The 23,381-nt window shown below is 38.1% G+C and carries 26 protein-coding genes; 16 read left to right on the top strand and 10 right to left on the bottom strand.

Annotated elements, in window-relative coordinates; genetic code table 11:
- Nucleotides 1-55: 55 nt before the first annotated feature.
- From J2Z32_RS18325 to J2Z32_RS22590, 4 genes are all read left to right on the top strand, one after another.
- Nucleotides 56-334 (top strand): RNA-binding protein, encoded by a 279-nt coding sequence (locus J2Z32_RS18325; protein WP_210090647.1) that lies wholly within the window; start codon nucleotides 56-58, stop codon nucleotides 332-334.
- A 5-nt stretch (nucleotides 335-339) separates the two neighbouring features.
- The gene (locus tag J2Z32_RS18320; RefSeq protein WP_210090646.1) at nucleotides 340-630 is read left to right on the top strand and encodes a holin; all 291 of its coding nucleotides are present in this window, start codon (nucleotides 340-342) and stop codon (nucleotides 628-630) included.
- Nucleotides 627-1,397, top strand: coding sequence for a peptidoglycan recognition protein family protein (locus J2Z32_RS18315; RefSeq protein ID WP_210090645.1), 771 nt, complete (start codon nucleotides 627-629; stop codon nucleotides 1,395-1,397). Before J2Z32_RS18320 ends, J2Z32_RS18315 begins: the two co-directional genes overlap by 4 nt.
- Nucleotides 1,398-1,523: 126 nt before the next feature.
- Complete coding sequence (locus J2Z32_RS22590) at nucleotides 1,524-1,649, top strand: hypothetical protein (protein ID WP_280921160.1); 126 nt, start codon at nucleotides 1,524-1,526, stop codon at nucleotides 1,647-1,649.
- A gap of 35 nt (nucleotides 1,650-1,684) precedes the next feature.
- Here J2Z32_RS22590 and J2Z32_RS18310 read toward each other — a convergent pair whose 3' ends face one another.
- On the bottom strand, nucleotides 1,685-2,134 hold the full coding sequence (locus J2Z32_RS18310) for an HNH endonuclease (protein ID WP_210090644.1): 450 nt from the start codon (nucleotides 2,132-2,134) through the stop codon (nucleotides 1,685-1,687).
- Nucleotides 2,135-2,320: 186 nt separating this feature from the next.
- The gene (locus J2Z32_RS18305; protein WP_210090643.1) at nucleotides 2,321-2,560 is read right to left on the bottom strand and encodes a hypothetical protein; all 240 of its coding nucleotides are present in this window, start codon (nucleotides 2,558-2,560) and stop codon (nucleotides 2,321-2,323) included.
- A 333-nt stretch (nucleotides 2,561-2,893) separates the two neighbouring features.
- Between J2Z32_RS18305 and J2Z32_RS18300 the strand changes: the two genes are divergently transcribed.
- Nucleotides 2,894-3,730, top strand: a complete 837-nt coding sequence (locus J2Z32_RS18300) for a DUF3800 domain-containing protein (RefSeq protein ID WP_210090642.1) — start codon at nucleotides 2,894-2,896, stop codon at nucleotides 3,728-3,730.
- A 197-nt stretch (nucleotides 3,731-3,927) separates the two neighbouring features.
- Here the strand turns inward: J2Z32_RS18300 and J2Z32_RS18295 are convergent, their stop codons facing one another.
- A complete protein-coding gene (locus J2Z32_RS18295) occupies nucleotides 3,928-4,329 on the bottom strand; it encodes a YhjD family protein (protein WP_210090641.1) in 402 nt (133 codons plus the stop codon).
- 270 nt (nucleotides 4,330-4,599) lie between these two features.
- On the opposite strand from J2Z32_RS18295, the gene J2Z32_RS18290 reads away from it, so the two are divergent.
- A complete protein-coding gene (locus J2Z32_RS18290) occupies nucleotides 4,600-4,965 on the top strand; it encodes a LytTR family transcriptional regulator DNA-binding domain-containing protein (RefSeq protein WP_210090640.1) in 366 nt (121 codons plus the stop codon).
- Nucleotides 4,966-5,216: 251 nt separating this feature from the next.
- On the opposite strand, the gene J2Z32_RS18285 is transcribed toward J2Z32_RS18290, so the two are convergent.
- Nucleotides 5,217-5,417, bottom strand: coding sequence for a helix-turn-helix transcriptional regulator (locus J2Z32_RS18285; RefSeq protein WP_245251601.1), 201 nt, complete (start codon nucleotides 5,415-5,417; stop codon nucleotides 5,217-5,219).
- Between the two features lie 92 nt (nucleotides 5,418-5,509).
- Here J2Z32_RS18285 and J2Z32_RS18280 point away from each other — a divergent pair, with 92 nt between their 5' ends.
- Nucleotides 5,510-5,773, top strand: coding sequence for a hypothetical protein (locus J2Z32_RS18280; protein ID WP_210090638.1), 264 nt, complete (start codon nucleotides 5,510-5,512; stop codon nucleotides 5,771-5,773).
- A 341-nt stretch (nucleotides 5,774-6,114) separates the two neighbouring features.
- Here the strand turns inward: J2Z32_RS18280 and J2Z32_RS18275 are convergent, their stop codons facing one another.
- Together J2Z32_RS18275 and J2Z32_RS18270 are read right to left on the bottom strand one after the other, a co-directional pair.
- Nucleotides 6,115-6,552, bottom strand: a complete 438-nt coding sequence (locus J2Z32_RS18275; RefSeq protein WP_210090637.1) for a VOC family protein — start codon at nucleotides 6,550-6,552, stop codon at nucleotides 6,115-6,117.
- 129 nt (nucleotides 6,553-6,681) lie between these two features.
- A complete protein-coding gene (locus tag J2Z32_RS18270) occupies nucleotides 6,682-7,020 on the bottom strand; it encodes a helix-turn-helix domain-containing protein (RefSeq protein ID WP_210090636.1) in 339 nt (112 codons plus the stop codon).
- Between the two features lie 245 nt (nucleotides 7,021-7,265).
- Between J2Z32_RS18270 and J2Z32_RS18265 the strand changes: the two genes are divergently transcribed.
- From J2Z32_RS18265 to J2Z32_RS18230, 8 genes are all read left to right on the top strand, one after another.
- Nucleotides 7,266-9,341: a methyl-accepting chemotaxis protein gene (locus tag J2Z32_RS18265; RefSeq protein ID WP_342453978.1), complete on the top strand. Its 2,076-nt coding sequence runs from the start codon at nucleotides 7,266-7,268 to the stop codon at nucleotides 9,339-9,341.
- Between the two features lie 189 nt (nucleotides 9,342-9,530).
- Nucleotides 9,531-11,033: a spore germination protein gene (locus J2Z32_RS18260; protein ID WP_210090635.1), complete on the top strand. Its 1,503-nt coding sequence runs from the start codon at nucleotides 9,531-9,533 to the stop codon at nucleotides 11,031-11,033.
- Between the two features lie 5 nt (nucleotides 11,034-11,038).
- Complete coding sequence (locus tag J2Z32_RS18255) at nucleotides 11,039-12,154, top strand: GerAB/ArcD/ProY family transporter (protein WP_210090634.1); 1,116 nt, start codon at nucleotides 11,039-11,041, stop codon at nucleotides 12,152-12,154.
- Nucleotides 12,151-13,338 (top strand): Ger(x)C family spore germination protein, encoded by a 1,188-nt coding sequence (locus tag J2Z32_RS18250; protein ID WP_210090633.1) that lies wholly within the window; start codon nucleotides 12,151-12,153, stop codon nucleotides 13,336-13,338. Before J2Z32_RS18255 ends, J2Z32_RS18250 begins: the two co-directional genes overlap by 4 nt.
- Before the next feature lie 52 nt (nucleotides 13,339-13,390).
- Nucleotides 13,391-13,609: a hypothetical protein gene (locus J2Z32_RS18245; protein ID WP_210090632.1), complete on the top strand. Its 219-nt coding sequence runs from the start codon at nucleotides 13,391-13,393 to the stop codon at nucleotides 13,607-13,609.
- A gap of 193 nt (nucleotides 13,610-13,802) precedes the next feature.
- Nucleotides 13,803-14,627 carry a helix-turn-helix domain-containing protein gene (locus J2Z32_RS18240; protein WP_210090631.1) on the top strand — a complete coding sequence of 275 codons (825 nt, stop codon included), beginning with the start codon at nucleotides 13,803-13,805 and terminating at the stop codon, nucleotides 14,625-14,627.
- A 60-nt stretch (nucleotides 14,628-14,687) separates the two neighbouring features.
- On the top strand, nucleotides 14,688-15,353 hold the full coding sequence (locus J2Z32_RS18235) for a GNAT family N-acetyltransferase (protein WP_210090630.1): 666 nt from the start codon (nucleotides 14,688-14,690) through the stop codon (nucleotides 15,351-15,353).
- A complete protein-coding gene (locus J2Z32_RS18230) occupies nucleotides 15,346-16,362 on the top strand; it encodes an alpha/beta hydrolase family protein (protein ID WP_210090629.1) in 1,017 nt (338 codons plus the stop codon). The genes J2Z32_RS18235 and J2Z32_RS18230 overlap by 8 nt, the downstream gene beginning before the upstream one ends.
- A 127-nt stretch (nucleotides 16,363-16,489) precedes the next feature.
- Here the strand turns inward: J2Z32_RS18230 and J2Z32_RS18225 are convergent, their stop codons facing one another.
- The 4 genes from J2Z32_RS18225 to J2Z32_RS18210 form a co-directional block, all read right to left on the bottom strand.
- Entirely contained in the window at nucleotides 16,490-17,032 is a 543-nt protein-coding gene (locus J2Z32_RS18225; protein WP_210090628.1) for a TetR/AcrR family transcriptional regulator, read from the bottom strand.
- Between the two features lie 30 nt (nucleotides 17,033-17,062).
- A complete protein-coding gene (locus J2Z32_RS18220) occupies nucleotides 17,063-18,565 on the bottom strand; it encodes an MFS transporter (RefSeq protein WP_210090627.1) in 1,503 nt (500 codons plus the stop codon).
- A gap of 241 nt (nucleotides 18,566-18,806) precedes the next feature.
- Complete coding sequence (locus J2Z32_RS18215; protein ID WP_210090626.1) at nucleotides 18,807-20,561, bottom strand: methyl-accepting chemotaxis protein; 1,755 nt, start codon at nucleotides 20,559-20,561, stop codon at nucleotides 18,807-18,809.
- Between the two features lie 215 nt (nucleotides 20,562-20,776).
- Nucleotides 20,777-21,142: a YybH family protein gene (locus tag J2Z32_RS18210; RefSeq protein ID WP_210090625.1), complete on the bottom strand. Its 366-nt coding sequence runs from the start codon at nucleotides 21,140-21,142 to the stop codon at nucleotides 20,777-20,779.
- 334 nt (nucleotides 21,143-21,476) lie between these two features.
- Between J2Z32_RS18210 and J2Z32_RS18205 the strand changes: the two genes are divergently transcribed.
- Nucleotides 21,477-23,381 carry a beta-glucoside-specific PTS transporter subunit IIABC gene (locus J2Z32_RS18205; RefSeq protein ID WP_210090624.1) on the top strand — a complete coding sequence of 635 codons (1,905 nt, stop codon included), beginning with the start codon at nucleotides 21,477-21,479 and terminating at the stop codon, nucleotides 23,379-23,381.

Genomic DNA, 23,381 nt, shown 5'->3' with positions numbered 1-23,381 from the left:
TGTTTTGCCCTCTGAGCCGATCAGGGGGCTATTTTAATGGAGAGAAGGAAACTGAATGGATTACAGCGTTTTACTAGCAATCGTAGGAACTATTAGCGCCATGACATTAGGGTGGTTAGGAAAAGCTAGAACAGCAAAAAAGGATGTAGTAGAGGATGCAGGCGCAGTAATCACGTTACAAAATAATGTTGAATACATTCGGCGAGGTGTTGATGATATAAGGCTGGATCAACGTGTGCAAGCTCAGAGGATCGACACTTTAAGCGAGAGAGTGACAAGGACAGAGGAATCAACCAAGTCACTACATAAACGAGTAGATAAAATGGAGGAATGATAAACATGCAAAATCAAAACTTAACTGAGGTATTAGCCTTTGCATCTGTATTGGCTGTATTTGTGTTGGCGTTAGTGCAGTTGGTAAAAGCATCGGTAAACGTGCCTAAAAACGTATTGCCGTTGGTTGGTTTAGTGATTGGTTTGATCGTGGGTGTGGTTGCTTATCCATTTACAAACCTAGAGTTAGTATTGCGCTTGTGGTCTGGTGGATTAGCGGGATTAAGTGCAACTGGCCTATTTGAGTTAGCGTTTAACAAGCGTGAAGGCACAACAAAAAGTGGTGAGGATAAGTGATAACCAAAGGCAATTTTACGCTACTAGAGCCATCCGAATTTAAAGGGTGGCTTGATATTCAAAAGATCACAAGACCAATAACTAAGCTGCAGGTGCATCATACATGGCTACCTAACTACTCTACAAGAGTTAACCAAGACCATTTTAAGTGCTTAGAGGGTATGCGTAACACTCACCTACGTAATGGGTGGAGTGCAACAGGACAGAATGTAACGGTCTTTGAAGATGGCAAGATTGCTATCAGCTTAGATCGTGACTTAAATAAGACGCCAGCAGGAATTAAAGGAGCCAACACAGGCGCATTATGCGTTGAGATCATAGGTAACTTTGATAAAGGCGGTAACATCATGACAGACGCACAGAAACAGGCTGTAACGCACTTGTACGCTTGTTTAGCTATCAAACTAAACATACCTGTAGATACGTCACATATCGTGTATCACGCTTGGTATACAGCAAGTGGTACATGGTTAGGAGACCATGTACAAGGAAAGTCAAGCAAGACATGCCCAGGTACATTATTTTGGGGCGATGGCAATACGATAGCAGCCGCACAAAAAAGTTTTATCCCTACCATAAAGGCAGAGGTAGAACGTATAAAGAACGGAGGAATTAAAGTGTCAGAGGAAAAGAAAGTGCCTGTATGGAAAGAACAGGGCAAAGAATGGCTTGTGAAGAACGCTAGTATCAGTAGTGATTGGAAAGCAGATGAACCAATAGATGTAGGTACGTTAGGAACAATACTAAGTAGGTTGTTTACAAAATAGAATTTAGATGCTATTCTCTTTTTTGAAAAATAAACAATAACTAAAAACCGAAACCAAAACAAAGACAGAAAACAAAACCCGAATAGAAGCATTTCTCTTCATTTTTTAAAATAAGGGGGTGTGACTATGGCATACGGTCTAGTTTCTGGTAACTTTTATGCTAGCATAGGTTATGCAAGTGTTATTTTTATTGCATTATTATTACTTGCTATCTTATGTTTAATTGATGACAACACGAAAGAAAACAACTAGCATAACTAGAAGCCCCTAAATGATAGGGGCTTTCTTTATTTTAAATATGGTTTATGATATTTTTCCTCAGCATCTTTACGAGCATTAACAGCATCGTCAATATTAGCAAAGTATCCTATTGTAATTTGTTTACCTGTAACTCCTATGTAAGCCTTCCACTTTTTGCGTGACTCCATCCACATCACGCCTTTTACGCCACTCTTGCTATCTTTGTGAGCCTTGGCAATAAGTGCAGACTTACGAGTACCGTCTATTTGATCGGATACTATGTGTTTTTTTACTCCTTTGTCTCTTTTGGCAATCCTCTTGCAACCACAGCTTTTATACATTCCCGCTCTAAGGCTACCAGTGAGAACGTAGGTGGTTTTACCACATGTACATTTACATTCCCATGGAAGTGATTTAAAACCATGGAGATCATCAGCTAATCTTATAGCTGTAAGTTCTCCAAATATCTGACCAGTTAAATCAAAACGCTTAGGCATCTTGATCAACTTCAAATCTGCTTTTCAGCCAAATCGGACGCCCCTCGAACATCCCATCGGGTACATACTCCCAACTACCTCTATAGGTGGGTTTGAGACTTGCTAAAGCTGACTTAGTAACGTTTTGACGTGTTGTACCAAGCCACTCTGCAAGCCATGTAGCACCAACATATTCAAGGGGCGGTGTTACTTTAAACGAGTAACGCCTGCTGGATTATCCCAATCACATGAAGTTGATTCGTCAGTTGTTTCGTAGTCGATTACAGACCATGCAATGATATATTCATTTCCTTGTGCATCAAGAGCAGGAGCGGTGTACATATCTCCATTATCATTAACATAAGGGTCTTGTGTAGTGCGTAGTTCTTTGTCTTCCCATGTGATGATTGTTGAATTTGTTTCGTTTAATTCGTTATAAGTTGCCATTGCCATATCCCCTTTAAATTTTATTTTCCGTATCTCTTGCTGTTGATATAACTATAACATAAAAGGTTGCGTTACGCAACCATAAATATTGAGCAATAAAAAACCACAGAAGCATAATAGCTAATGTGGTCTATATATCCCTTACCTTGTGGTTGGGGATTTTTTTATTTAATATTCTTAAGTATTTATAGATATTATTCAAATAATATCAATTGTTGTTAAACAAAAATAAGAGAATATATACCTGTAATAATAATCAGATATTAACTATAAAAAACCCTCGAATGGATATGATATAATTACCTAGCAAAGAAAAAAATGGGGGATAATTCAATGCAGTATATTATATATACAGATGAGTCAGAAAAAAAGGGGAAATACTTTGGAAACTTTTATGGAGGTGCGTTGGTAAGAGGAACTGATTTTGCAGAAATAAATACTAGTCTAAATTCAAAAAAAGAAGAATTAAATCTATCAGGTGAAATAAAGTGGCAAAAAGTAACTGGGAATTATTTAGATAAGTATATTCAAATGATAAACCTATTTTTTGATTATATAGCCGCGGATAAAATAAAGATAAGAATTATGTTTACTCACAATATGTATCAAGCAACAGGTTTAAACGAAAAACATAAAGATAATGAGTATTTTTTACTATATTATCAATTCTTTAAACATATATTTGGATTTCAATATTCTAACCCTGGAATGAAGCCTGCATCATTATATATATTAATGGATCAGCTTCCTGATAAAAAAGAAAAAAATGATGAATTCAAGAAGTTTATTTATGGACTACAATATCAAGAAATCTTTGTTGATTCAAACTTACATTTCAAAAGTATGGATGACATCGGAGAAGCTACATCACATGAGCATGTTATTTTACAGTGTTTAGATGTTGTTTTGGGGTCAATAGAATTCAAGCTTAACGGGAAGGATAAAATCATTCCAGAAGGCGAGAGAATTAGAGGTAAAAGAACTAGAGCTAAAGAAACACTATACAAGGTAATTAATAAGAGAATTAGAGAGATATACCCCAATTTTAACATAGGCGCCTCTACTGGATGCAAAAACCAATCTGATAGATGGGATCATCCGTATAGGCATTGGAAATTTGAACCAAAGCATTCCAAAGAAAATAATCAATATAGACCAAAAAACAAATGAGCCCCATCTCACCTACTAAGTAGCCCACGTGGAACGTAAGCCTTCGGTAACGATCAAGCTCATTTATGCTTTAATTATAACTATAAAAAAAAGTAATTTCAATACTTTAGTGCAACTTTTATAATATAACCAGAAATGATTTTAGATTCAAGTATTATTTTTGCGAGCCGATGCCTATAAAATTAAGAAGGTGTCGGCTATATATAAAACTGCTGTAGCTCCATTGGTACGGCGGGATTTTTGTATTTGCTAACATCTAACCCCAAGTATTTCTCCATCAATATTCTGCAGCTTGCGGTCGCTGTACTCCAAAGCAAGTGCATTTCACTGTGATAACCCTTGCACATATATTTAGCTTGTATGGCTTTATCCGTCTTTAATTCCTCGTATACCTTGATTCCGTTGGTACGCATGTACTGGCGCACCTCTTTAAGCTCCTGATGTACTTTATCCATAGCTTGACTAATTAGCTTTACATAAGGCTCAGACGTCTTAAAAGCCTGCTCAGCAAGCCTGATATCACGATCAAAAGCAGACAATACCAAAGGCAATAATAAATATAGTTTTACATTATGTTTATCTTCCATTGATGCGTACATTTTAATACCTCCATAATGCGAATGTATGTTCCTATTTTACGCAATACAAGGTATAATATGCAAGAGGTTTTATTTGTCCTCTGCTTGTCCTCCTATTGTCCTCTTAATGTCTGATTGTACGCACATAATTAGTGTTACCTTATAAGTAGATAAACTTGATTTTGCAATGAGATAATTGGATATATTTACGCGTTGATGCTCCTTACCCCATATTGATACAATAATTTAATTGGACACTTACAACTTAGATCAACATAAGGGGTTGTCAACATGTTTTTAGCTGTATCAAAAGATATCACTGGATCAAGGGGGCTAACATTGATATCCATTGAGGATGTTTTGTATATCTCATTTGCCAAAAACAAAAGAAGGGTTGCAATACATTTAGCGTGTGGTGTCTGTTATGTAACTGGCACTGTGGCGTATTGGGAGTATGTTCTTAACAATACGGGATTTTGCTTTATAACTGCATCTAAGGGTGTAGCAATTAATGCTGCAAACGTGATTGCTGTTAGTAAATTATACAAAAAAGTTATCTTTGAAGACAGTGCAATCGAGATACAAATATCTCGAGATAGATACGAAGAAGTTTGTGAAAAATTAACTATTTGCAACGATAATATTTACTTTCTTTGAGGATAAAATTCCCATTAATCAAATGTCGAATTTTGTAGACGAGTTGTCGGACAAGCCGTTGTTTACAAGGGGTTAATAATGTTATTTAATATAGTTAATAGTTGGTTGAAAATAATCAAAAGAGGGAGGTGTTGGAAGGGTTTTAACTAATTAAAAACTTTAAATTTTTAAACATTTTGGGGTGGGTTGTACGAAACTTTAATCAATCATCTATGTTGTATCTATTTTGTATACAATCCGATGGGAGAAGCTTATCGCTTCTTGAGAGACTCCCATTCCCACTGGTACAGGTCTTCCATGGTACAACCCAATACATAAGATATAGTTTTCATGACGGCTGGGGACATCTGTAGTCTGTTATTCGCATAGTGTGAGATCACTTGACGAGAGTATCCCGTTCTCCTTGCTAGCTCTGATTGGGTTATATCACGCTCTTTGAGTCTAACACGCAATAAGCATCTCCCCTCGGTAAATGGCAAGGGGGACGCTCCTTTCAATATTTTTCTTCTATTATACTACATCGCTAACGACTGGAGAGGATAGTGTGATTATTAATTATTTGGAGCCTTGGATTAAAAATCGTACCGAGGAAGTAATCGCTGATTATGAAGAAAAAAAAGTAGATGTTTATAATGTTTTTATTAGTAAGTTAGAACTTATAAAGATGAAGACTGTAGATAATGATATTTCTATTATACTTTTAGAGTTAGAAGAATTATTCAACCAACATCAAGAAGAATTAATTTCAGAAATTTATCATCAAGCTTTTGAGGAATCTTTCAACGTAGCTCTATCCATTTATAAATAAAAGGCATCTGCAGATGATTGCCCAACCAATCACCCAACAAATGCCCAACGTTTTAATATATGATAATACTGACAACTACAGAAAACAATTATCTTTATGAAATAACACAGACATAATCGTCAGTAATTACATTATTTATAGTAGAAATATCTTTAGAACTCAAGTTCACCCTTGGGAAAGAGATCAATACATGACGTTGTACTAAAATTATCACTAGTCATTATATTAAAGAACACCTCTTTACGTCGAAGGTTCAGTGGGACTGACCCTAAATGCGTAGAGAGGTGTTTTGTTTGGAAGCATGCTGAATTAATTGCACACAGCTTAGAATTTGGATTGAATTACACCGTTGATTTCATCGTTGTTATGATCCAAGTAAATCCGTATTTATCTATAACACTACCACTTTTTCCGTCTTCATCTGGAGGGGGATTTGTAGACAACTCGCTTAATATGATACCATCCTCTGAAAGAGCAGAAATTACTTTTTGTGCAAATTGTTCATTTGGCAAATAAACATGGATTGACACTCTGTTTCCCGTTTCAATTGGATATGTAACGTCAGCCCCACTAATAGTACCATTATCAGTTAACTTTAGCTGAGCGTGCATCACCTTCGTTTGATACTCGCTACTTGTAGGTGTAATGGAATGCTCGGGTATGTCTCCGTGTTGGAGCATGAACTTCGACATATATTGAATTTCCCCGTTAAAAATAGCTTCATACCATAAAAATGCTTCTTCACAATCTCCATTAAAACTTAAATAGGGTTCGATCATAATAAGATTCCACATCCATTCGTAATTTTAGTTGCTTCAAATACCACAATTTAACTTTTATTATATGCCTAGTATTTGAAGGGAGATTGTAAAAAAGCGACATTTTTATCTTAATTGTATTAAGGTTTGTTAATCGTTCTGAAAGATCTCCTTTAAAATTCGGTATGCTTTGTGTTGATTACGCTCCGGCTGCTCCAATAAAAGTGAAACACTTTTTATAATCCATGGATAGTCGTGAAGTGGCTCTAGCGTATCTTGCTGGAATAAGAGCAGAACGTTAATTTTGAGAGCGTCTGCAATTTTCTCCAAAGTTTCAATTTTAACATTTTTTTCTCCGCGTTCAATTCGCCCTATGTATGACCCGGTGCTGCCTATACGCTCAGCGATTTCTTCCTGAGTTAAATTTCGCATAGTACGATAGTAACGGATTCGTTCACCAATCATGTGAACCGTGTTTTTTTCATTCATTTAATAACCTCCATAACTCCTATATGAAAAGTGTAGACAATGGCTGTAAGCGGGTGGAGGTACATATAACAACTACTTGCTGTCGAAAAAAGGTCTTTTAAGGACAGTTTTGTCGTGATAGGATAGTACTGTGGGGACGGGAATCAGTTTTAAACTATATCCATTACATAAACAGAACAAGATATAACTTAAACATTTGATTACTTTTCCACTGTCTAGATACTACCATACTAGGAGGAATAATTGTGAAACAGCTTAAGTTTAAGTGGGGAAGAAACAGTTTTAAAACTGTAAAAGCAAAAACCTTATTGGTGTTGCTACCAGCATTTTTAGTTACTTTAATTGCAATATCCAGCGTGTCTTATCAGTATGCAAAAGGAATTATTACAAGTATCATCGAAGAGAAAATGGATGTACAGCTAGGTGAAGTATCTGCACAAATTACGTCTAGCATCCAAGCACATAGTAAGCTACCAGAGGTGGTTGCAAATACAGTACAAAGTCAAGCCGATACCTATACATTGGAGCAATACCAGACGATTTTAAAAAATGCTTTAAGCTCTAATAAAGATACACTTGGAATGGGGATTTATTTTGAGCCTAATCGTTATAAGTCAGATACCCAATTCTTTTCTACATACGCTTATCATGAAGGGGATAAAATTGAGACTACTGAGAAATATAGTGACCCTTCTTATAATTATGTACAGCAGCCTTGGTATACAAACGGTACCAAAGAAAAAAGTATGACACCACCCTATTTCGATCAGACGCTTAATTTAAGTGTAGCTACTGTCACTGTACCTTTTTTTGATAAGAATAAATCTTTACTAGGTGTTGTAACTGGGGACTTAAATTTAAGCACCATTCAAAGTTATGTACAAGAGACTAAGGTTGGCTCTGGAGGTTGGGTTACTTTATATGATGAAACAGGATTGTATCTAGCAGGACCTGATGAAAATAAATTACAAAAGGTGCAACTGGAAAAGGAAAGCAATTCTGAATTAGCAGCTTCAGCAAAAGAAATACTTAGTAATACAAGAGGGATGGTTAAATATACAGAGGATGGTGAAACCTATCGCGTCTATCATGAAAAGGTTGGGGCTGGGGTAGGTTGGGTTTTAACGATTACTGTTCCTGAAGGACAATTGTTTAGTCCGTTATATACATTATTAATGTGGATTGCGATTATTAGTGTTATTGGTATTGTCGTTTCAATTGCAGTTGTTTTAGGATATAGCTCTAGAATTTCTAAGAACCTTGGCAAAGTTAGCACTTTAGCTAAAAGCTTGTCAGATGGCGACTTTACAGCACATCTTTCTATACCTGGTGAAGATGAATTCGCACAAATGGCACATCATCTCAATGAGATGACGTTAAATATGAGAGATTTGTTGGATAATATCAACGAAAGCTCGCTTCAGATGGCAGCCTCCTCGGAAGAGCTGAGCACAAGTTCTGAGGAGTGTAGCAAGGTCACGCAAAATGTGGTATTGGCAATCCAAGAGGTAGCCTCCGGCTCAGAGACCCAAATGCAATCAACAGAAGAAGCAGCGCGTGCGATGGAAGAAATGGCTAGCGGGGTTCAGCGGATTGTAGATAGTTCATTAGCTGCTTCGCAAACAACAGGAGATCTGAGTGAACAAGCACAGCAGGGTGGGCAACAAATGATAGAAACTGCTGCATTGCTGAAGAAAATGGAAGAAGAGTCTATTCTTACTTTAGGACTTATTCAAAAGTTAAATGAGCATTCCCAAGAGGTTGGGAAAATCAGTCACCTAATATCAGAAATTAGTACACAAACGAATTTGTTAGCTTTAAATGCTTCGATTGAAGCGGCTCGTGCTGGCGAGCATGGTAAAGGTTTTGCAGTTGTAGCAGATGAAGTTAAAAAATTGGCAGAACGATCTAAGGAAGCTACAAATGGCATTATTGCATTAATTGATGATATTCAAAAAGGCAATGAAGCAGCATCGAAGGCAATGACTGATAGTAGTGAGCAAATTGGTGAAGGTGCGGCGAGAGCGGCGGAAGCAGAGCATATTTTTCAATTAATAATTGAAGGTTTGGCTAATATTACAGTGCAAAGTCATGAAATTTCATCATCGTCTCAACAATTGATGGCAGGTGCGGAGCAAATTAATTCAACGGTGGATCAATTAGCACATATTGCTAAGGAAACCGCGGGCCACGCGCAAACTGTAGCCGCATCCTCTGAAGAGCAGCTTGCCTCGATGGAGGAAGTTGCCTCGTCTTCGATTAGTCTTGCGCATTTAGGTGAAGGGCTTCAGGAGCAAACCTCTAAGTTTAAAGTAAAATAGGCAATATGTTGCATTGCAAAAGCTAAAACCTCAATTAGTATTTAAGAACTCCTTTTATTTTTATATAAATAGATGGGGTTCTTTTTTATTGTATCCGAGGGATGGAATGAAAGAATAATTTTTCCTTTTACTGCACACGCTATGAGCGTAAAAAATGATCTTATTTTAATTATAAAAAGGATGCATAAAATGAGTACACAAGCAAAGGGTGCAAAGCAAAAAGAACAGGTTGAATTGACCGGGGATATTGGACTGGATGAACAGCAATTACGTGCTGTTTTTTTGCACTGTTCTGATATTATATTTCATTCCTTTGAGACTCATAATGGTACTGCCGCTTTGTGCGTATATTGTGCAGGTCTTTGTAATGTGGAGCGATTGGAGCGTCAAGTATTAGCACCACTACAATGTCAAGATGAAGAGATTGAGTTGCGATATACCGAACAAGATACCACAATGACACATCATATTGAACCGTACAGAGCAAAGGAAACACAACAGGATTTGAAACAGGATATTCCTGTTTCCTCAGCTCAAGTGGTAAGCACTGTGGGGGAAGCAGTGGAAGCAATTTTAGAAGGGGAAACCTTAGTTCTTGTTGCTGGAAAAGCGGGTGGGACGGTATATCCTTTTGTTCAGGATCATTCACGCACGCCAGAGGAGCCTGTTGCAGAATCTACAGTTCGTGGAGCGCGTGACGGATTTACAGAATCTCAAAGTATGAATTTATCGTTAATCCGTTTGCGTATTAAAAACCCTTCACTAAAAATAAAATCACAAGTAATGGGAAAATATACAAGTACAAAAGTAACACTTGTCTATATGGAAGGGATAATTACGGACGACTTGGTCAAAGAGGTGGAAGCCCGTCTTAATAAAATAAAGCTAACTGATGTGTTAGAGAGCCAATGCATTGAAGAACCCATTAGCGACCAGCCCTATTCACCATTTCCTCAAATGATTGCAACTGAACGTCCAGACGTGGTTGTATCCAACCTGCTTGAGGGACGTTTTGCTATTTTTGTAGATGGAACGCCGTTTTGCTTGGTGGCACCAGTTACATTGTCTGCGATGCTGCAATCGCCAGAGGATTATTATCAAAATATTTATATTACAATTTTTATTCGCTGGTTGAGATATTTCTTTTATATCATCGCTTTGCTGCTACCCTCATTTTATGTTGCCATTACCACTTATCATCAAGAGATGATTCCTACTGTATTGATGCTGAGTATTGCAAGAGCGCGTGAGGAGATTCCTTTTCCTGCATTAATCGAAGCGCTGATTATGGAGATTTCATTTGAGGCGCTTCGTGAAGCGGGGATTAGATTACCGAAGCAGATCGGTTCAGCCGTAAGTATCGTAGGTGCACTTATTATTGGACAAGCTGCGACCTCGGCTGGGATTGTATCGGCTCCAATGATTATTATTGTTGCAATGACGGGGATTGCTTCATTTATGATTCCACGGTATACAGCAAGTATAGCTACGCGGATTATGAGGTTTCCGATGATGATATTAGCAGGCACATTAGGTTTACCCGGTATTATGTTAGGGATTATATTGCTTGTGATCCATTTAAGCAGCTTACGCTCATTTGGTACCCCTTATTTATCGCCAATTGCCCCAACCTCAAAATCTAGGTTAAGGGATGTGTGGTGGCGGTCCACGTCTTGGAAAAAAGGGAGTTAAACGATATGCTTACAGACCAAGGTAAAATTTCAGCCAATCAATTAGCTTTTCTAGTTTTTCCAACTATAATTGCTACTGCAATATTATCAGTTCCGAGTATCACGATGCGTTATGCCGGGCATGATATGTGGATTTCACCGATTATTGGCTCAATATTTGGCTTAGCAACCATTGGTTTGTCTATCGGTCTTCATCGTCTCTATCCTGGAAAAACCCTTATTCAGGCCAGTCCTTACATATGTGGCAAGTGGATTGGAAAAATAGTGAGCTTTCTCTTCTTATGGTTTTTTCCACATTTAACGGGGCTTGTCATTCGTCAGTATGGTGAATTTATTACTAGTACAGCATTACCTGCTACACCGCTATATGTTGTTATGGGAACAATGGTTATTGTGTGTGCGATAAATGTAAGATTTGGAATTGAAGTCGTTGGCCGGACAAGTCAAGTTTTTGTAACGTTAGTTGTAATATTATTTTGCGGTATTTGTTTGCTCTTAATTGGGGAGCTGGATCCCGCCGAAATACTTCCATTTATGGAGCGTGGAATTTTACCTAGCATGAAAGGGGCGATTGCACCAGCAGCTTGGTTTAGTGAATACATCATTATTGCGTTTTTAATTCCAAATGTAAATCAGAAGCAAGGACTTACACGCTCCATGCTGATCTCACTGCTAGTTACAACCATCGCTATGATTGCTAGTAATTTATTTTGTTTGTTTTTGATGGGAGATTTGACAGATAGCTTTGCTTATCCATTTATGATCGCGACACGCTATATTACGATCGCTGATTTCCTACAGCATATTGAGGCGGTTGTCATTGCGATTTGGATTTTTGGTATATTCGTAAAAATATCTGTGTTTCTTTACATTTTTGCGACTTCAGTAGCGGAGTGGTTAGGTATGGAGGATTATAAGCCAGTTGTTTTTCCATTGTCCTTTTTATGTCTGGTTTTTGCCTATTGGGTCGTTTCAGATCAATCCAGTGCAGCTAGCTTGTTAGGCGCAGCTGCAAATATATATACGTTAGCCTTTTTGCTGTTTATACCCGCTATGCTGTATGCCGTAGCCCTTTTAAAACGGCTATTTCAAGGACGGAATAAGGGAAGTGAACCATCATGAAATGTAAGCAAAAGCTTGGTCATCTTCTCTTCTTTATTTTGTTGTCATTTAGTTTATTATTGACAGGCTGTTGGGGGCGGAAAGAAATTAATGATTTAGCGATTGTTCTTGCTACAGGGCTTGATTATAAAAATGAAAAGGTACAGTTAACGGCGCAAATCTTTGTTCCCCGTAAAGGCGGAGGGACTGAAAGTGTAGGTAGCACAGGAGGTAGCCCGAGTGGGCTTACGATGATTCATAAAGCGGAAGGCTCCACAATTGCAGAGGCTTTAAACCGGCTACAAAGAAAAGTATCTAGGGAGATGTTTTGGGGACATTGCGAAGTGATTGTTTTTAATGAGGAGGCGAGCAAACAAGGCTTGCGTGAATATATTGATTTTTTTCTTCGCTATCCTGAATTTCGTGAGCATGCTTATGTTTTTTCAAGTAAGGCACGTGCGGAGGAAATATTGGCTTTGCTTGATCCTTTGGAAAGAAGCTCAGCAGAATCATTACGTGAAATGGCAAACTTAGGACTTGGTGCAAAAGTGACGTTATTAGAGCTAGTACGTTCAATAGATGGACCTAGCAAAACGGCGCTGTTATCTCGTTTGTTAATTTCACCTCTAGAAATTGGGCAAGAAAACCTGGCAACTACGCCTTTTTTTAAAGGGATTAGTTTGTTTAAGGAAGGAAAGTATGTACGTACTGTGGAGGAACCGCTTAGTGGAGGCGTATTATTACTTTCAAATGAACTTAATAACTTTATTATCCCGATTAGCATTAAAAGCAGTAAAGGCGTTATCGCCATTCGCTTAGATAAAGCAACGGTAAGTATTCAACCGCACATCAAAAATCAAAAGTGGAGTGTAAAAATGCTGGTTAATGCAAAAGGAGATGTTGTATTGAATACAACAAATGTTGATTTGGCGGATCAAAAAGCGATATCAGAGGTTAGACAAGCTTGGAGTGATCGGTTAAAGGAATACGCAGAACAGGCAATTGTATTCTCACAAAACGAGTTTAAAGCTGATTTATTTAAAACATCAGTTCAATTTCGTAGATATTATCCGAAGCAATGGCAAGCGCAAAAAAATAACTGGGAAAAAATATATACGGAGATGGACATTACTGTAGTAAACAAGGTTGTCATTACCCATACAGGTAAGTCAACGGAACCACAAGGCGAAGGGAAGACTAATTAATTCAGACTTATATAAGACTTATATAAGACAGATATGAGAAATGGAGGCGCCTATGAAAGGGTGGTGGATCATCGGGATTTTATTGATATCGGGTATTATTATGGTGGGAGAAAGCAATAACTGTCAACAAAAAAGGGCTAAAATTATCATGTATTCCATCACGCTTGGGACGATGATCTTAGCCATTACCCTTGTTTTTCAACCTAATCTACCAGGGCCAACGCAGGTCATTAAGCTCACCTTTGGTTGGGTGGATAAACTAATGAAATAGATGAATGAAATAAATTGAATGAAGTAAGGTACAGCAGTCAGGTTTGTTTAAAACAGGCTGTTGTTTTTTGTTTAGAAGCTGATTTTTTTTGGATTAAGCGCTTGACCTTAGCTCAGACCTAAGGTTTATACTTGGGATAACTTAAGTGTAGCCGAGACAGAAGGATAAAAGAGCAAAAGGAGTGTGAGCATACATGAAGGATGAAATTACAATTAGTGAGCTAGCAAAGCTGATGCAAGTGTCTGTACATCAAATTCGTTATTTTGAGGAAAAGGGAATTTTGATGCCTGCTTATATTGCTGACAATCAATATCGTATGTATGGGATCGATGAAATTTATCAGCTTGCACACATTTTGCTGTTACGGAAGATGGGGTTATCGGTTCAGGTCATTAAGGAATGCTTCAGGGGCTTATCTTCGGTTCAAATGAGATCGCTATTTAGCCAAGCTTTAAGTGATACAGAAGCCGCAATAGCACAGCTAATAGATACAAAGTCCTTTATTACAAGACTTTTACAAGAACAAGAGTCGCTTGATGATAAGAAGAATGAAGCTGAGAATGAGACTTTGTATTCCATTGTTCATCGTGAAGAGATGGCCTTATCGTTATGGTTTCGGATGCAGGAGCCAGCTACGTTAAATGCCAAGCTACTTACTCAGCAGCAAGGAAAAGTACCTAATTTGTTTGAAGCAGATATTCATTATGTATACGATCAGTCGGGGAGTGTCGGGATTTATACACCTAGTAATCAAGCAAATTACAATCAAGAAAGTGACAATATAGCAAGTGGTGATCTGGTATTACCAGTGGGTACTTACTTGTCCCGTCAGTTGTCAGTCACAAATGAGATGGAGCTAGATGAGCATATCTCTCAATTCTATGCTCTAGTTACACATCAAGGTTATGATGAGGATGTACCGCTTATTATCGTTGAAAAATCATATTTGTCGCTGTTTACACCTCAGCAAATTCATTATGAACTATTACTCAAATTGAAGGAAAACAATAAGGTTTAAGCTAGCTTAGGGGCTTGGATTTTAATCGTCAATTGTTTATATAATATGGGAGGAATTATAGTGACCCTATTTATTACTATAGAGCCAGTTCAGCCTGAGCTTTATCCATCTGTAGGTCAATTAATGGCATATGGCTTTGGATACAAATTTGAAAATTTAACCTCCCTTTCTATAGAGGAATTAGGCTTTACTTTTACAAAATTACTTCATTATTTACCTCAGGAGCCTAACAACTTACGTATTGTAGCTAGGCAGCAGGGAGTGGTGGTAGGCACTATGTGTATAAAATGGAAGTTGATAAAATTTAATGAATCTAATGGATCTCATGGATTTGATGAACGTAATAAATCTATTGATTTTAGCTGGTGGAATAAATGTAATAGCATTGGCAATTGGAAATTATTTAAATTGATCACAGGATTGTACCTGCTTCAGCACAGCCCTAAACTAGAGGAATGCTACATTGAGGATTTAGTGGTTCACCCTCAGCATCAAGGTAAAGGGATCGGGAAACAGCTCCTGCAATGGGCACACCAATTCATGCGGCAATCTGCTGGAATGACTTATCTTAGTCTACATGTTGCAAGCCATAATCATAAAGCGATTCAGCTATATGAACGGTATCAATTTAGTCAACAAAACTGTGATAACAGCTTGCTCACAGCATTATTGCTAGGTGAAAAGAGATGGAACTACATGACCCGCAAAGGAGAACTTTATGCTTAAAAGAAAAAAACTATGGATTTCAATTCTCATTACATTGTTATTATTTACGGGGACAGGCCTTTATATTTTACAGCAAAGTACGTTTAATATTGTAGAACAGTCAATAGAAATTGATGCTCCACAAGGCAAGTTGACAGGTACACTTGCTTTGCCTAGACAGTATACGGGGAAGTTAGGTTTGGTTTTATTTATTCATGGCGACGGTGCTATTGATGCGGCGCATAGTGAAGGCTACAAACCGTTATGGGAAGCGCTAGCTAAGCAAGGTTATGCTTCGTTGTCATTAAATAAACGAGGTATTAACGGCTCAGAAGGAAATTGGTTAGATCAAAGTATTGATGATCGGGTTGTCGAAGCGCAGCAAGCATTGGCATGGGCAAAAAAACAGCCTATGATCGATGATACCAAAATGGGGGTATGGGGCGCTAGCCAAGCGGGTTGGGTTATTCCTAAGCTTGCAGGCAAGGAAAAATTAGCTTTTAGCATTTTAGTTTCACCTGCAATTAATTGGCGTACACAAGGAGAATATAATACACGCAGTCAAATGAAAAAGGACGGCTTTAGCTCAGAAGAAATTAAGAAGCAAGTCACGTATGAAAATGAGATTAAAGGTTTGTTAGATAAAAAAGGTTCATATGAAGAATATATGAAGCTTGCGCGTAAGGATGATGTGATGTCTAAGGAACGGTGGAACTTCGTAGTTAAAAACTTTAATGCTGATGCTACAGCAGATTTAGCTAATTTTAAAACACCAGTGCTATTATTGCTTGGGGAGGATGATGTGAACGTAGATATTAAAGAAACGGAACAGGTATATCGTGCAAAAATTTCCCCTGAATCGTTGCTTCATGTAAAAGTATTTCCTAACACAGAGCATTCGATGTTGCCAACCTCGATTGCTGGCTCTGAGTGGAAAACGACATTAACCTTTTTATTTGCGCCAAGAAGCATAACGGCAGAGGGGTATATGGAGGAGGTCACGCAGTTTTTAGGAAAGCTTAAGCCATAAATTAAGTTCTAAAAAACCTGAGGCTATTCTGCAAAACAGCTTCAGGTATTCAATATGTTTTCTAACAACTAACTTATATAGCAAACACGACACATGATCTGTGTCGCGTCGTTAAACTATCTTTAGTCTATTCATTCTTATTAGTCATATTAATCAAGTAATCAAATACTTGAGTGCGCAGATGCTCATCGAGCTTGCCAATCCCCATAATCTCGGAGAACCATAAACCATCCATAGCTAATCGAATAATTGTTGCGTTTACCGGGTTAATTCCATCGTTTTCAATATTTTTTTGTATGACTTCAAACTCTTTCTGATATATAGACCTAAATTTAGGATTCATCGTTAACGTTGCTATCATTGATTCATTCATTCCTACATTGTCTCTGTCGTGATTTAATGTTGTCCCGAGGTATGCCCGTGACCACTTTCCAGCATCTTGAGTTTCATTTGATACTCTTTGACGGAGATCTTCTAAAAACTGTGCGGTGGACTCTTCAGCCAAAGCATGAATGAGCGCCTGTTTACTGGGGAAATGATGTAATACCCCTCCTTTGCTTACCCCTGCCTCTTTTGCAACAAGCTCAATAGTTAAGTTGTTTGTTCCTAAATCCCGAATAACTTTTGCTGTTGCAATCAGTATTAACTCTCTTCTGGAAGTACTCCGCATTCTATCACCTCTAAATCTATTATCTGATATTTAGCTTTTTAGTCCAACTTTTTCTTTTTTATGCTCCTTAATCATTAAATAAGCGATACTGAATCCTCCAACAATTATCACTCCCGTCGAGATCATACTCACCGAATTAAAAGCATAATTAAAAGCCTCTTTAGCATGATCGACTAGTAAAGCTGCTTGTTGAGTCGGAAGCTTTTCAGCAGCTATTAGCGCTTCATCCAAACTGTCCACTCCCATTGTCGGAGAGAGTCCATTCACTGGAACAAAGCCGCGTGTGTAGAAGAATGCCAATAGACTTCCAAGAATACCTACACCTAATACGCCACCTATTTCATACGATACTTCTTCAGTGGATGCCGCCATACCTGCTTTATCTACCGGCACATTGTTCATTATTGCATTAGAAGATACAACTCCTGAAGCTCCTAAACCAGCACCTAGCAAGGCCAAAGAGAAGACTTCAAATAAAGTGCCTTGATTTAGTGAAGCTAAGTAGCATACCATGCCCACGGCAGAAAGGGATATTGTGATAAGCAGAGTACGTAATACTGAAAACTTGTGTAGAAAGTAGCCTATTGCAAGCCCAGAAATAAAGGATGACACAGGGATCGCAAGCATGAACAGTGCAGATTTGAGCGGAGAATAACCTAAAACTAACTGATATCGCTGAGTAAAAATCAGTTGAGTCCCAACCAATGCAAATGTTAGAAATATTGCCCCTAACATCCCTCCTAAGAAACGCTCGTTTCTGAATAATTTAAAATCAATTAGCGGGCTGCCCATTCGTTTTTGTCTTCTGTAAAATAACAACATTGCAGTTGTCCCAATAACCACCGATAAAATAGCGACTCCAATATGCCCATTTCTCATTGTAGCTTCTTTAATTGCGAAGATCACGCCGATAAGACCTATCATAATTTGAATAGATCCAAACCAATCCCACTTCTTGTTTGAATGGCCTTCATCTTTAGGGACAAATTTAAACGACAAGAAAAAGGCAATGACTACAATTGGTACATTTATTAAGAAAACGGCACCCCAATGAAAGTGTTCAAGCAAAGCGCCCCCGACAATCGGGCCCAAACCTGCACCACCAGAGAAAACAGAACCCCATACTCCAATTGCAAAGTTTCTCTCTTTTTCATCCTTGAAATTAATACGAATAATTGAAAGTGTGGCAGGCATCATCATAGCAGCGCCAACTGCTAAAAATATTCTACCTACTATTAACATTTCCGGGCTGGAGGAAAGAGCTGCTGCAAGGGAAGCTGCACCAAATACCAGCAGACCATTCATAAAAATACGTTTATGACCAATTCGATCTCCTAACGCGCCAATGCCTAACAAGAGACCCGACATAACAAGTGGGTAGACATTAATAATCCACAATTTTTCGGAAGCAGTAGCAGCAAGATCATGGGTCAATGTTGGCAATGCTGTGTACAGGATCGCCATATCTAAAGAAATAAGTAATAATGCAACTGAAACAATAGATAGCATGATCCATTTATAAGTTGAACTCATTAACAATCTCCTTTGCACATAATATTTAAGTAAACCGTCCAGACGGTATAGTTATTTTATCGTATAACAGTTTTATATGTCAATAAAATTTATAAGTTAGTTACTAGTACTATTCCCAGCAAATAGATGCGAAAAACATAATTTTGGTGCAGACCAAAACACTAAGAATGAATTGAAACTATAGGCGGATTAATTATCGAAGCAAAAACCCCCTAGCCTTAGGCTAGAGGGTTGAAAAAAATTAGACTTTAACCTTTTCAACGGCGATCGTCATCGCAGCTGTTTGTTCTTTAAATTGAGCAGATATATCTATAATTGCATTAAACATTTTGGTTTGACTCTGAATTAGACAATAAATTTGCTCCGATTGATCAGCTGCATGTGAAGAAATTTGCGATATTGTCTGAGCTGATGCAGTGGCCTCTTCAGTGCCTGCGGAGATTTGTTGTGCAGCGGAGGAAACCTCCTCGATACGCCCTGCAACAATCTTGAAAGCTTCTACCACCTGTTTAAAATCCTGCTCAGCCTTACTAGATAGGTTGACACCCTCACTAATCTCCTGTGCAGTCATATCCATTTGCTCACTAATTTGCTGTGATTCCTGCTGGATGCCTAAAAGTAACTTTGAAATGACCTGTACAGATTCACTAGATGCCTCCGCTAGTTTACTAACCTCGTTTGCAACAACAGAAAATCCTTTGCCATGTTCACCTGCTCTTGCAGCTTCAATCGAGGCATTAAGGGCAAGTAGCTTTGTCTGTGAGGCAAAATTTTGTAATGTATATAAAGCTCCCCCAATTTCTTTGGAGTAGCCATTTAATAGGCTTACCTTTGATACCACCTCGCTAGCAACCAGCGAAATATGTTCGATTTGATTTTTCATGCCTGACATATTTTCTTTACCAGACTGTGCTGTAAATATGGCGCCTTCTGCTGTATCTAACACATCAGCGGAGGAATCTGATATTTCAATAATGCCTTTTGCTATTTCTTCCATGGCATGAACACTGTCACTTGCACTTTGCTTTTGTGTATGTGCACCTTGTCTAATTTGTTCTACCGAGGTATCTATCGTTTTATTCATAGACTTCATTTCTGTGGCATCTTGTTCAAATTTATCGGTTGTAGCAGTGAGCAATGTAGTTGTAGCAGTAACGCCCGCAACCATTTCACTTACCATTTGATTAAGATTGTTAGACATATGGGTCATGATTTGATATGTACTGCCAATTTCATCTTCGCTTCGCAAACGATAGCCTTGAAGAATTTGGCTGGCTTCGGCTAGTTCTCCATTTGCTATTTTATTGACGCTTGCTTTAAGTGGATATAAGGGACGTAGGCCTCTAATGATAAACCAAGTCACAATAATAATACCGACGAATGTAAGTAACAGAAGTATGGCATATAGCGGGATACTTGATTTTAAAATATCAGCTTGAATAATATCCAATACACCCACAGAGGTATCAATACCTACCACGCCAAGTAAAGAGCCATTTTGATCTAAAATAGGGGCGTAGGATGAAATATAGCTACCATACTCCTCATTATGAATGATAGAAGAGCTAGCAGCCTCTCCTTTTTGTAACTGCTGTACTGCTTCTGCTGGAATATCAGTTAATTCATTAATATCTGAGGCCTTTTGCTCATCCATAATTCCATCTACCATCATAAGTGGTGTACCCGTAGCATCGATTTTCACAAAATACACATACATGGCTCCGATGCGCTCACGAAATGCGTTTAGTTCCTCTCTAATAGATAGAAACTGCTCGTTTTTTTTCGGATCTTGTGCAAATTGAGCATAGGTAGCAGAATCGAGATGCTTTACATAATTTTGTGCAATTTTAACATTGTAGCCCGAAATCGTTTCCTGAGTAGCCATCTTGATATTAGCTAGCTGTAAAAGTAGACTTCCAGATGAAAGAACTAATATAACGAGTGTAACAATGGCAACAATACGTGCAACTAACCTTCTCTTAAAAAATTTGAACAAATGACCTCTTCCTTTCACTAGTGGGTAGACGCTATAAGTTGACGGGAAGAGGGGAGCCTCATTCTTTTGCTTACTGCTTCAACGATTCTACCGATCCATAGTAAGCCTCATCAATTTTTTTCATTATATGATGACTGCTAAATGCTGGCAATACTTATTTAGTATAATTTCATTGTAGAACATTATATTTTTCTTAATTTAATAGTGCACTTCATCTAATTTTGTTTAGGTATTGGACTTAAATGCTCATGAATCAGTAGCCAGTTGTCTCCTTCCTTCACAAATACATTGGTTGCTCTACCATATCCACTGGCATAATTCCCATTAATATAGCCCTCATAAAAATATGTATAGGTGCAGGTAGCAGATTCGCTGTCTTGGTGTAGCCATTCTACATCTCTAGCTTCGTAATTTTCCTCTTTTACAGTTTCCCATGCATTTTCAAAAAAGGCTTTAATCTCCTCGTGATTTGTACAGGTTTGACTCGTAAAAAAATACTTCGCATTAGGGTGGAGTATTTTCCTTACTTCTTCAAAATCGTGTGTATTGGTTGCCGCAATGTAATCTTTTAGTATGTTCATGTTAGACTCCTTTTTGCTAGATTTAAAATTTTTATTTAAAATAAAGGCTCTATGATTGAGCCAAATTTAATATATCATATTTTAAAGGAAAATACCCATTACTCAATAGTTCTGTAACGTTTAATCTTCTCGCTTTTAAATAATCACAAATTTATTTTTATACAAATGTTGACGCTTTCATAATTATAAACTATACTAACCTTAATTAAATAACTTAGACATGTGACTGGTAAAGCAGGCAGGATCTAAAATGGACAAAAGCTTATTTTGTCGTTTTAGGTCCTTTTTTTGTACCCATTTTCCAGCATATGCATACAGCAAAGGAGAATGACAAATGGATTATAAGCTGACTGCATCTGAAGTGTTGAAGCATGTAGGTGGAAAAGACAATATCTCGCAGCTTGAGCATTGTTCTACGCGATTAAGATTTTCTCTGCATGATTATAGCAAAGTGGATGTAGACCATTTACAACGTGTTCCAGGTGTAATTGCTGTAAAAATGATAGGTCAATGTCAGGTTGTTATCGGTAACGATGTCGTAGAAGTATACGATGAAATTATTGAATTGTTAGGGGGCATGGGGCATTTGTCTGGGGCTGGGGCCTCAACAAGTACATCCAGCTCAACGAGCTCTAAAAAAAATATCGGAAGTGTTTTATTAGATTTTATTACGAGTATCTTTTCTCCGCTTATTCCAGCGATTGCGGGTGGAGGGATTTTAAAATCGGTTTTGTTACTTTTAGGATTAATGAAATGGATGGATCCGAGCGGACAAACCTATCAGCTTTTATTCCAAATTGGGGATGCGCCACTATACTACATTCCATTGTTGGTAGCGGTTACAACTGCTAAAAAGTTAAAGGTGAATCAGCTTGTTGCCTTATCTGCGGTAGGGGCATTAATGTTGCCGAAGGTAACAGCCATGATAACAGAGGGCGCAATGTTGTTTGGCTTCCCAATTAAAAACATTTCTTATGCTTATCAGGTTTTTCCGGCAATTCTAACGATTCTTTTATATGCTCAGTTAGAAAAGTTGTTTACTCGTATTTCACCTAAAGCGATTCGGATTTTCTTTGTACCGATGATGTCATTAGTCATTACAGTGCCGATTTCTTTGTTGTTATTAGGACCACTTGGCTATACGCTAGGCGAAGGCTTTTCATCTGTGATTGTAATGCTGTTTAGTAAGGTGGGATGGGTAGCGACTGCACTTTTAGCTGCTGTGTTACCGTTTATGGTCTCAGTTGGGATGCACAAAGCATTACTGCCTTATGCGATTACATCTGTAACGACAACTGGAAAAGAATTATTATATTTACCCGCTTCCTTAGCTCATAATATTGCAGAGAGTGGCGCTTGTTTTGCCGTTGCGATTCGTACAAGGGATAAGGAACTTCGTTCCACAGCCATATCCGCAGGTATCTCTGCCTTGTTTGGGATTACAGAGCCAGCCTTGTACGGGGTCACCTTACAAAATAAAAAAGTGCTGGGCAGCGTCATGATTGGCTCTTTAATTGGCGGAGCGTTTATTGGAATTGTTGGAGTAGAAGTGTATGTATTAGTAGGGCCAGGCCTAGCAAGCATGTCGATGTTTGTATCAGAAAGCTTGCCTCAAAATATTATTAATGCTTTTATTGGACTCATTATTTCCTTCGTTGCTCCATTTATTATCTTGCTTATTTTTGGTAAGGATCGCAAGGATAAAAATCAAAACCAACAGATGGCTACAAATACCGTGCAACAAAAGACACAAAAATCACAAGAAGTACAAGAAATTAAAAGTCCAGTCATCGGTCAACAAATTTTAATAGCTGATGTAAATGATGAGGTATTTTCAAGTAAGGCAATGGGTGAGGGTGTTGCGATTATTCCGTCCAAAGGCGAATTGTATGCACCTGTTGATGGACAGATCGCGGTGGTCTACAACCGAAGTCATGCGATTGCGATGAAAATGGAAAATGGTTGCGAATTGCTGTTTCATGTTGGGATTGATACGGTTAGACTTCAGGGGAAATATTTTGAACCTGTCGTCAAAGCGGGAGATATGGTCAAAGCAGGTGATTTACTGTTAAAGTTTGAAATAGACAAAATTATAGAAGCGGGATATGATCCTGTTACTATTATGGTTGTTTCAAGTAAAGATGATTATGACGCACAGGTGGAGCCACTACACCTCTCTAAACGTGAAGTAGGCAATACAGATACTGTGATGACGATAACGACTAAAGGGGGAGAATAA

The sequence above is a fragment of the Paenibacillus turicensis genome, from assembly GCF_017873435.1.
GTDB classification, from domain to species: Bacteria; Bacillota; Bacilli; order Paenibacillales; family Paenibacillaceae; genus Fontibacillus; species Fontibacillus turicensis.
Note: the sequence above shows the minus strand (reverse complement) of the source record. Positions and strands in the feature narration are given on the sequence as shown.

What these genes read in the sequence shown, in the direction of transcription:
- J2Z32_RS18240 (WP_210090631.1), top strand. Translation starts at nt 13,803, where the DNA reads ATGAAGGATGAAATTACAATTAGTGAGCTAGCAAAGCTGATGCAAGTG.
- J2Z32_RS18275 (WP_210090637.1), bottom strand. Translation starts at nt 6,552, where the DNA reads ATGATCGAACCCTATTTAAGTTTTAATGGAGATTGTGAAGAAGCATTT.
- J2Z32_RS18225 (WP_210090628.1), bottom strand. Translation starts at nt 17,032, where the DNA reads ATGCGGAGTACTTCCAGAAGAGAGTTAATACTGATTGCAACAGCAAAA.
- J2Z32_RS18230 (WP_210090629.1), top strand. Translation starts at nt 15,346, where the DNA reads ATGCTTAAAAGAAAAAAACTATGGATTTCAATTCTCATTACATTGTTA.
- J2Z32_RS18290 (WP_210090640.1), top strand. Translation starts at nt 4,600, where the DNA reads ATGTTTTTAGCTGTATCAAAAGATATCACTGGATCAAGGGGGCTAACA.
- J2Z32_RS18305 (WP_210090643.1), bottom strand. Translation starts at nt 2,560, where the DNA reads ATGGCAACTTATAACGAATTAAACGAAACAAATTCAACAATCATCACA.
- J2Z32_RS18260 (WP_210090635.1), top strand. Translation starts at nt 9,531, where the DNA reads ATGAGTACACAAGCAAAGGGTGCAAAGCAAAAAGAACAGGTTGAATTG.
- J2Z32_RS18320 (WP_210090646.1), top strand. Translation starts at nt 340, where the DNA reads ATGCAAAATCAAAACTTAACTGAGGTATTAGCCTTTGCATCTGTATTG.
- J2Z32_RS18245 (WP_210090632.1), top strand. Translation starts at nt 13,391, where the DNA reads ATGAAAGGGTGGTGGATCATCGGGATTTTATTGATATCGGGTATTATT.
- J2Z32_RS18310 (WP_210090644.1), bottom strand. Translation starts at nt 2,134, where the DNA reads ATGCCTAAGCGTTTTGATTTAACTGGTCAGATATTTGGAGAACTTACA.
- J2Z32_RS18295 (WP_210090641.1), bottom strand. Translation starts at nt 4,329, where the DNA reads ATGTACGCATCAATGGAAGATAAACATAATGTAAAACTATATTTATTA.
- J2Z32_RS18255 (WP_210090634.1), top strand. Translation starts at nt 11,039, where the DNA reads ATGCTTACAGACCAAGGTAAAATTTCAGCCAATCAATTAGCTTTTCTA.
- J2Z32_RS18250 (WP_210090633.1), top strand. Translation starts at nt 12,151, where the DNA reads ATGAAATGTAAGCAAAAGCTTGGTCATCTTCTCTTCTTTATTTTGTTG.
- J2Z32_RS18300 (WP_210090642.1), top strand. Translation starts at nt 2,894, where the DNA reads ATGCAGTATATTATATATACAGATGAGTCAGAAAAAAAGGGGAAATAC.
- J2Z32_RS18220 (WP_210090627.1), bottom strand. Translation starts at nt 18,565, where the DNA reads ATGAGTTCAACTTATAAATGGATCATGCTATCTATTGTTTCAGTTGCA.
- J2Z32_RS18270 (WP_210090636.1), bottom strand. Translation starts at nt 7,020, where the DNA reads ATGAATGAAAAAAACACGGTTCACATGATTGGTGAACGAATCCGTTAC.
- J2Z32_RS22590 (WP_280921160.1), top strand. Translation starts at nt 1,524, where the DNA reads ATGGCATACGGTCTAGTTTCTGGTAACTTTTATGCTAGCATAGGTTAT.
- J2Z32_RS18325 (WP_210090647.1), top strand. Translation starts at nt 56, where the DNA reads ATGGATTACAGCGTTTTACTAGCAATCGTAGGAACTATTAGCGCCATG.
- J2Z32_RS18210 (WP_210090625.1), bottom strand. Translation starts at nt 21,142, where the DNA reads ATGAACATACTAAAAGATTACATTGCGGCAACCAATACACACGATTTT.
- J2Z32_RS18205 (WP_210090624.1), top strand. Translation starts at nt 21,477, where the DNA reads ATGGATTATAAGCTGACTGCATCTGAAGTGTTGAAGCATGTAGGTGGA.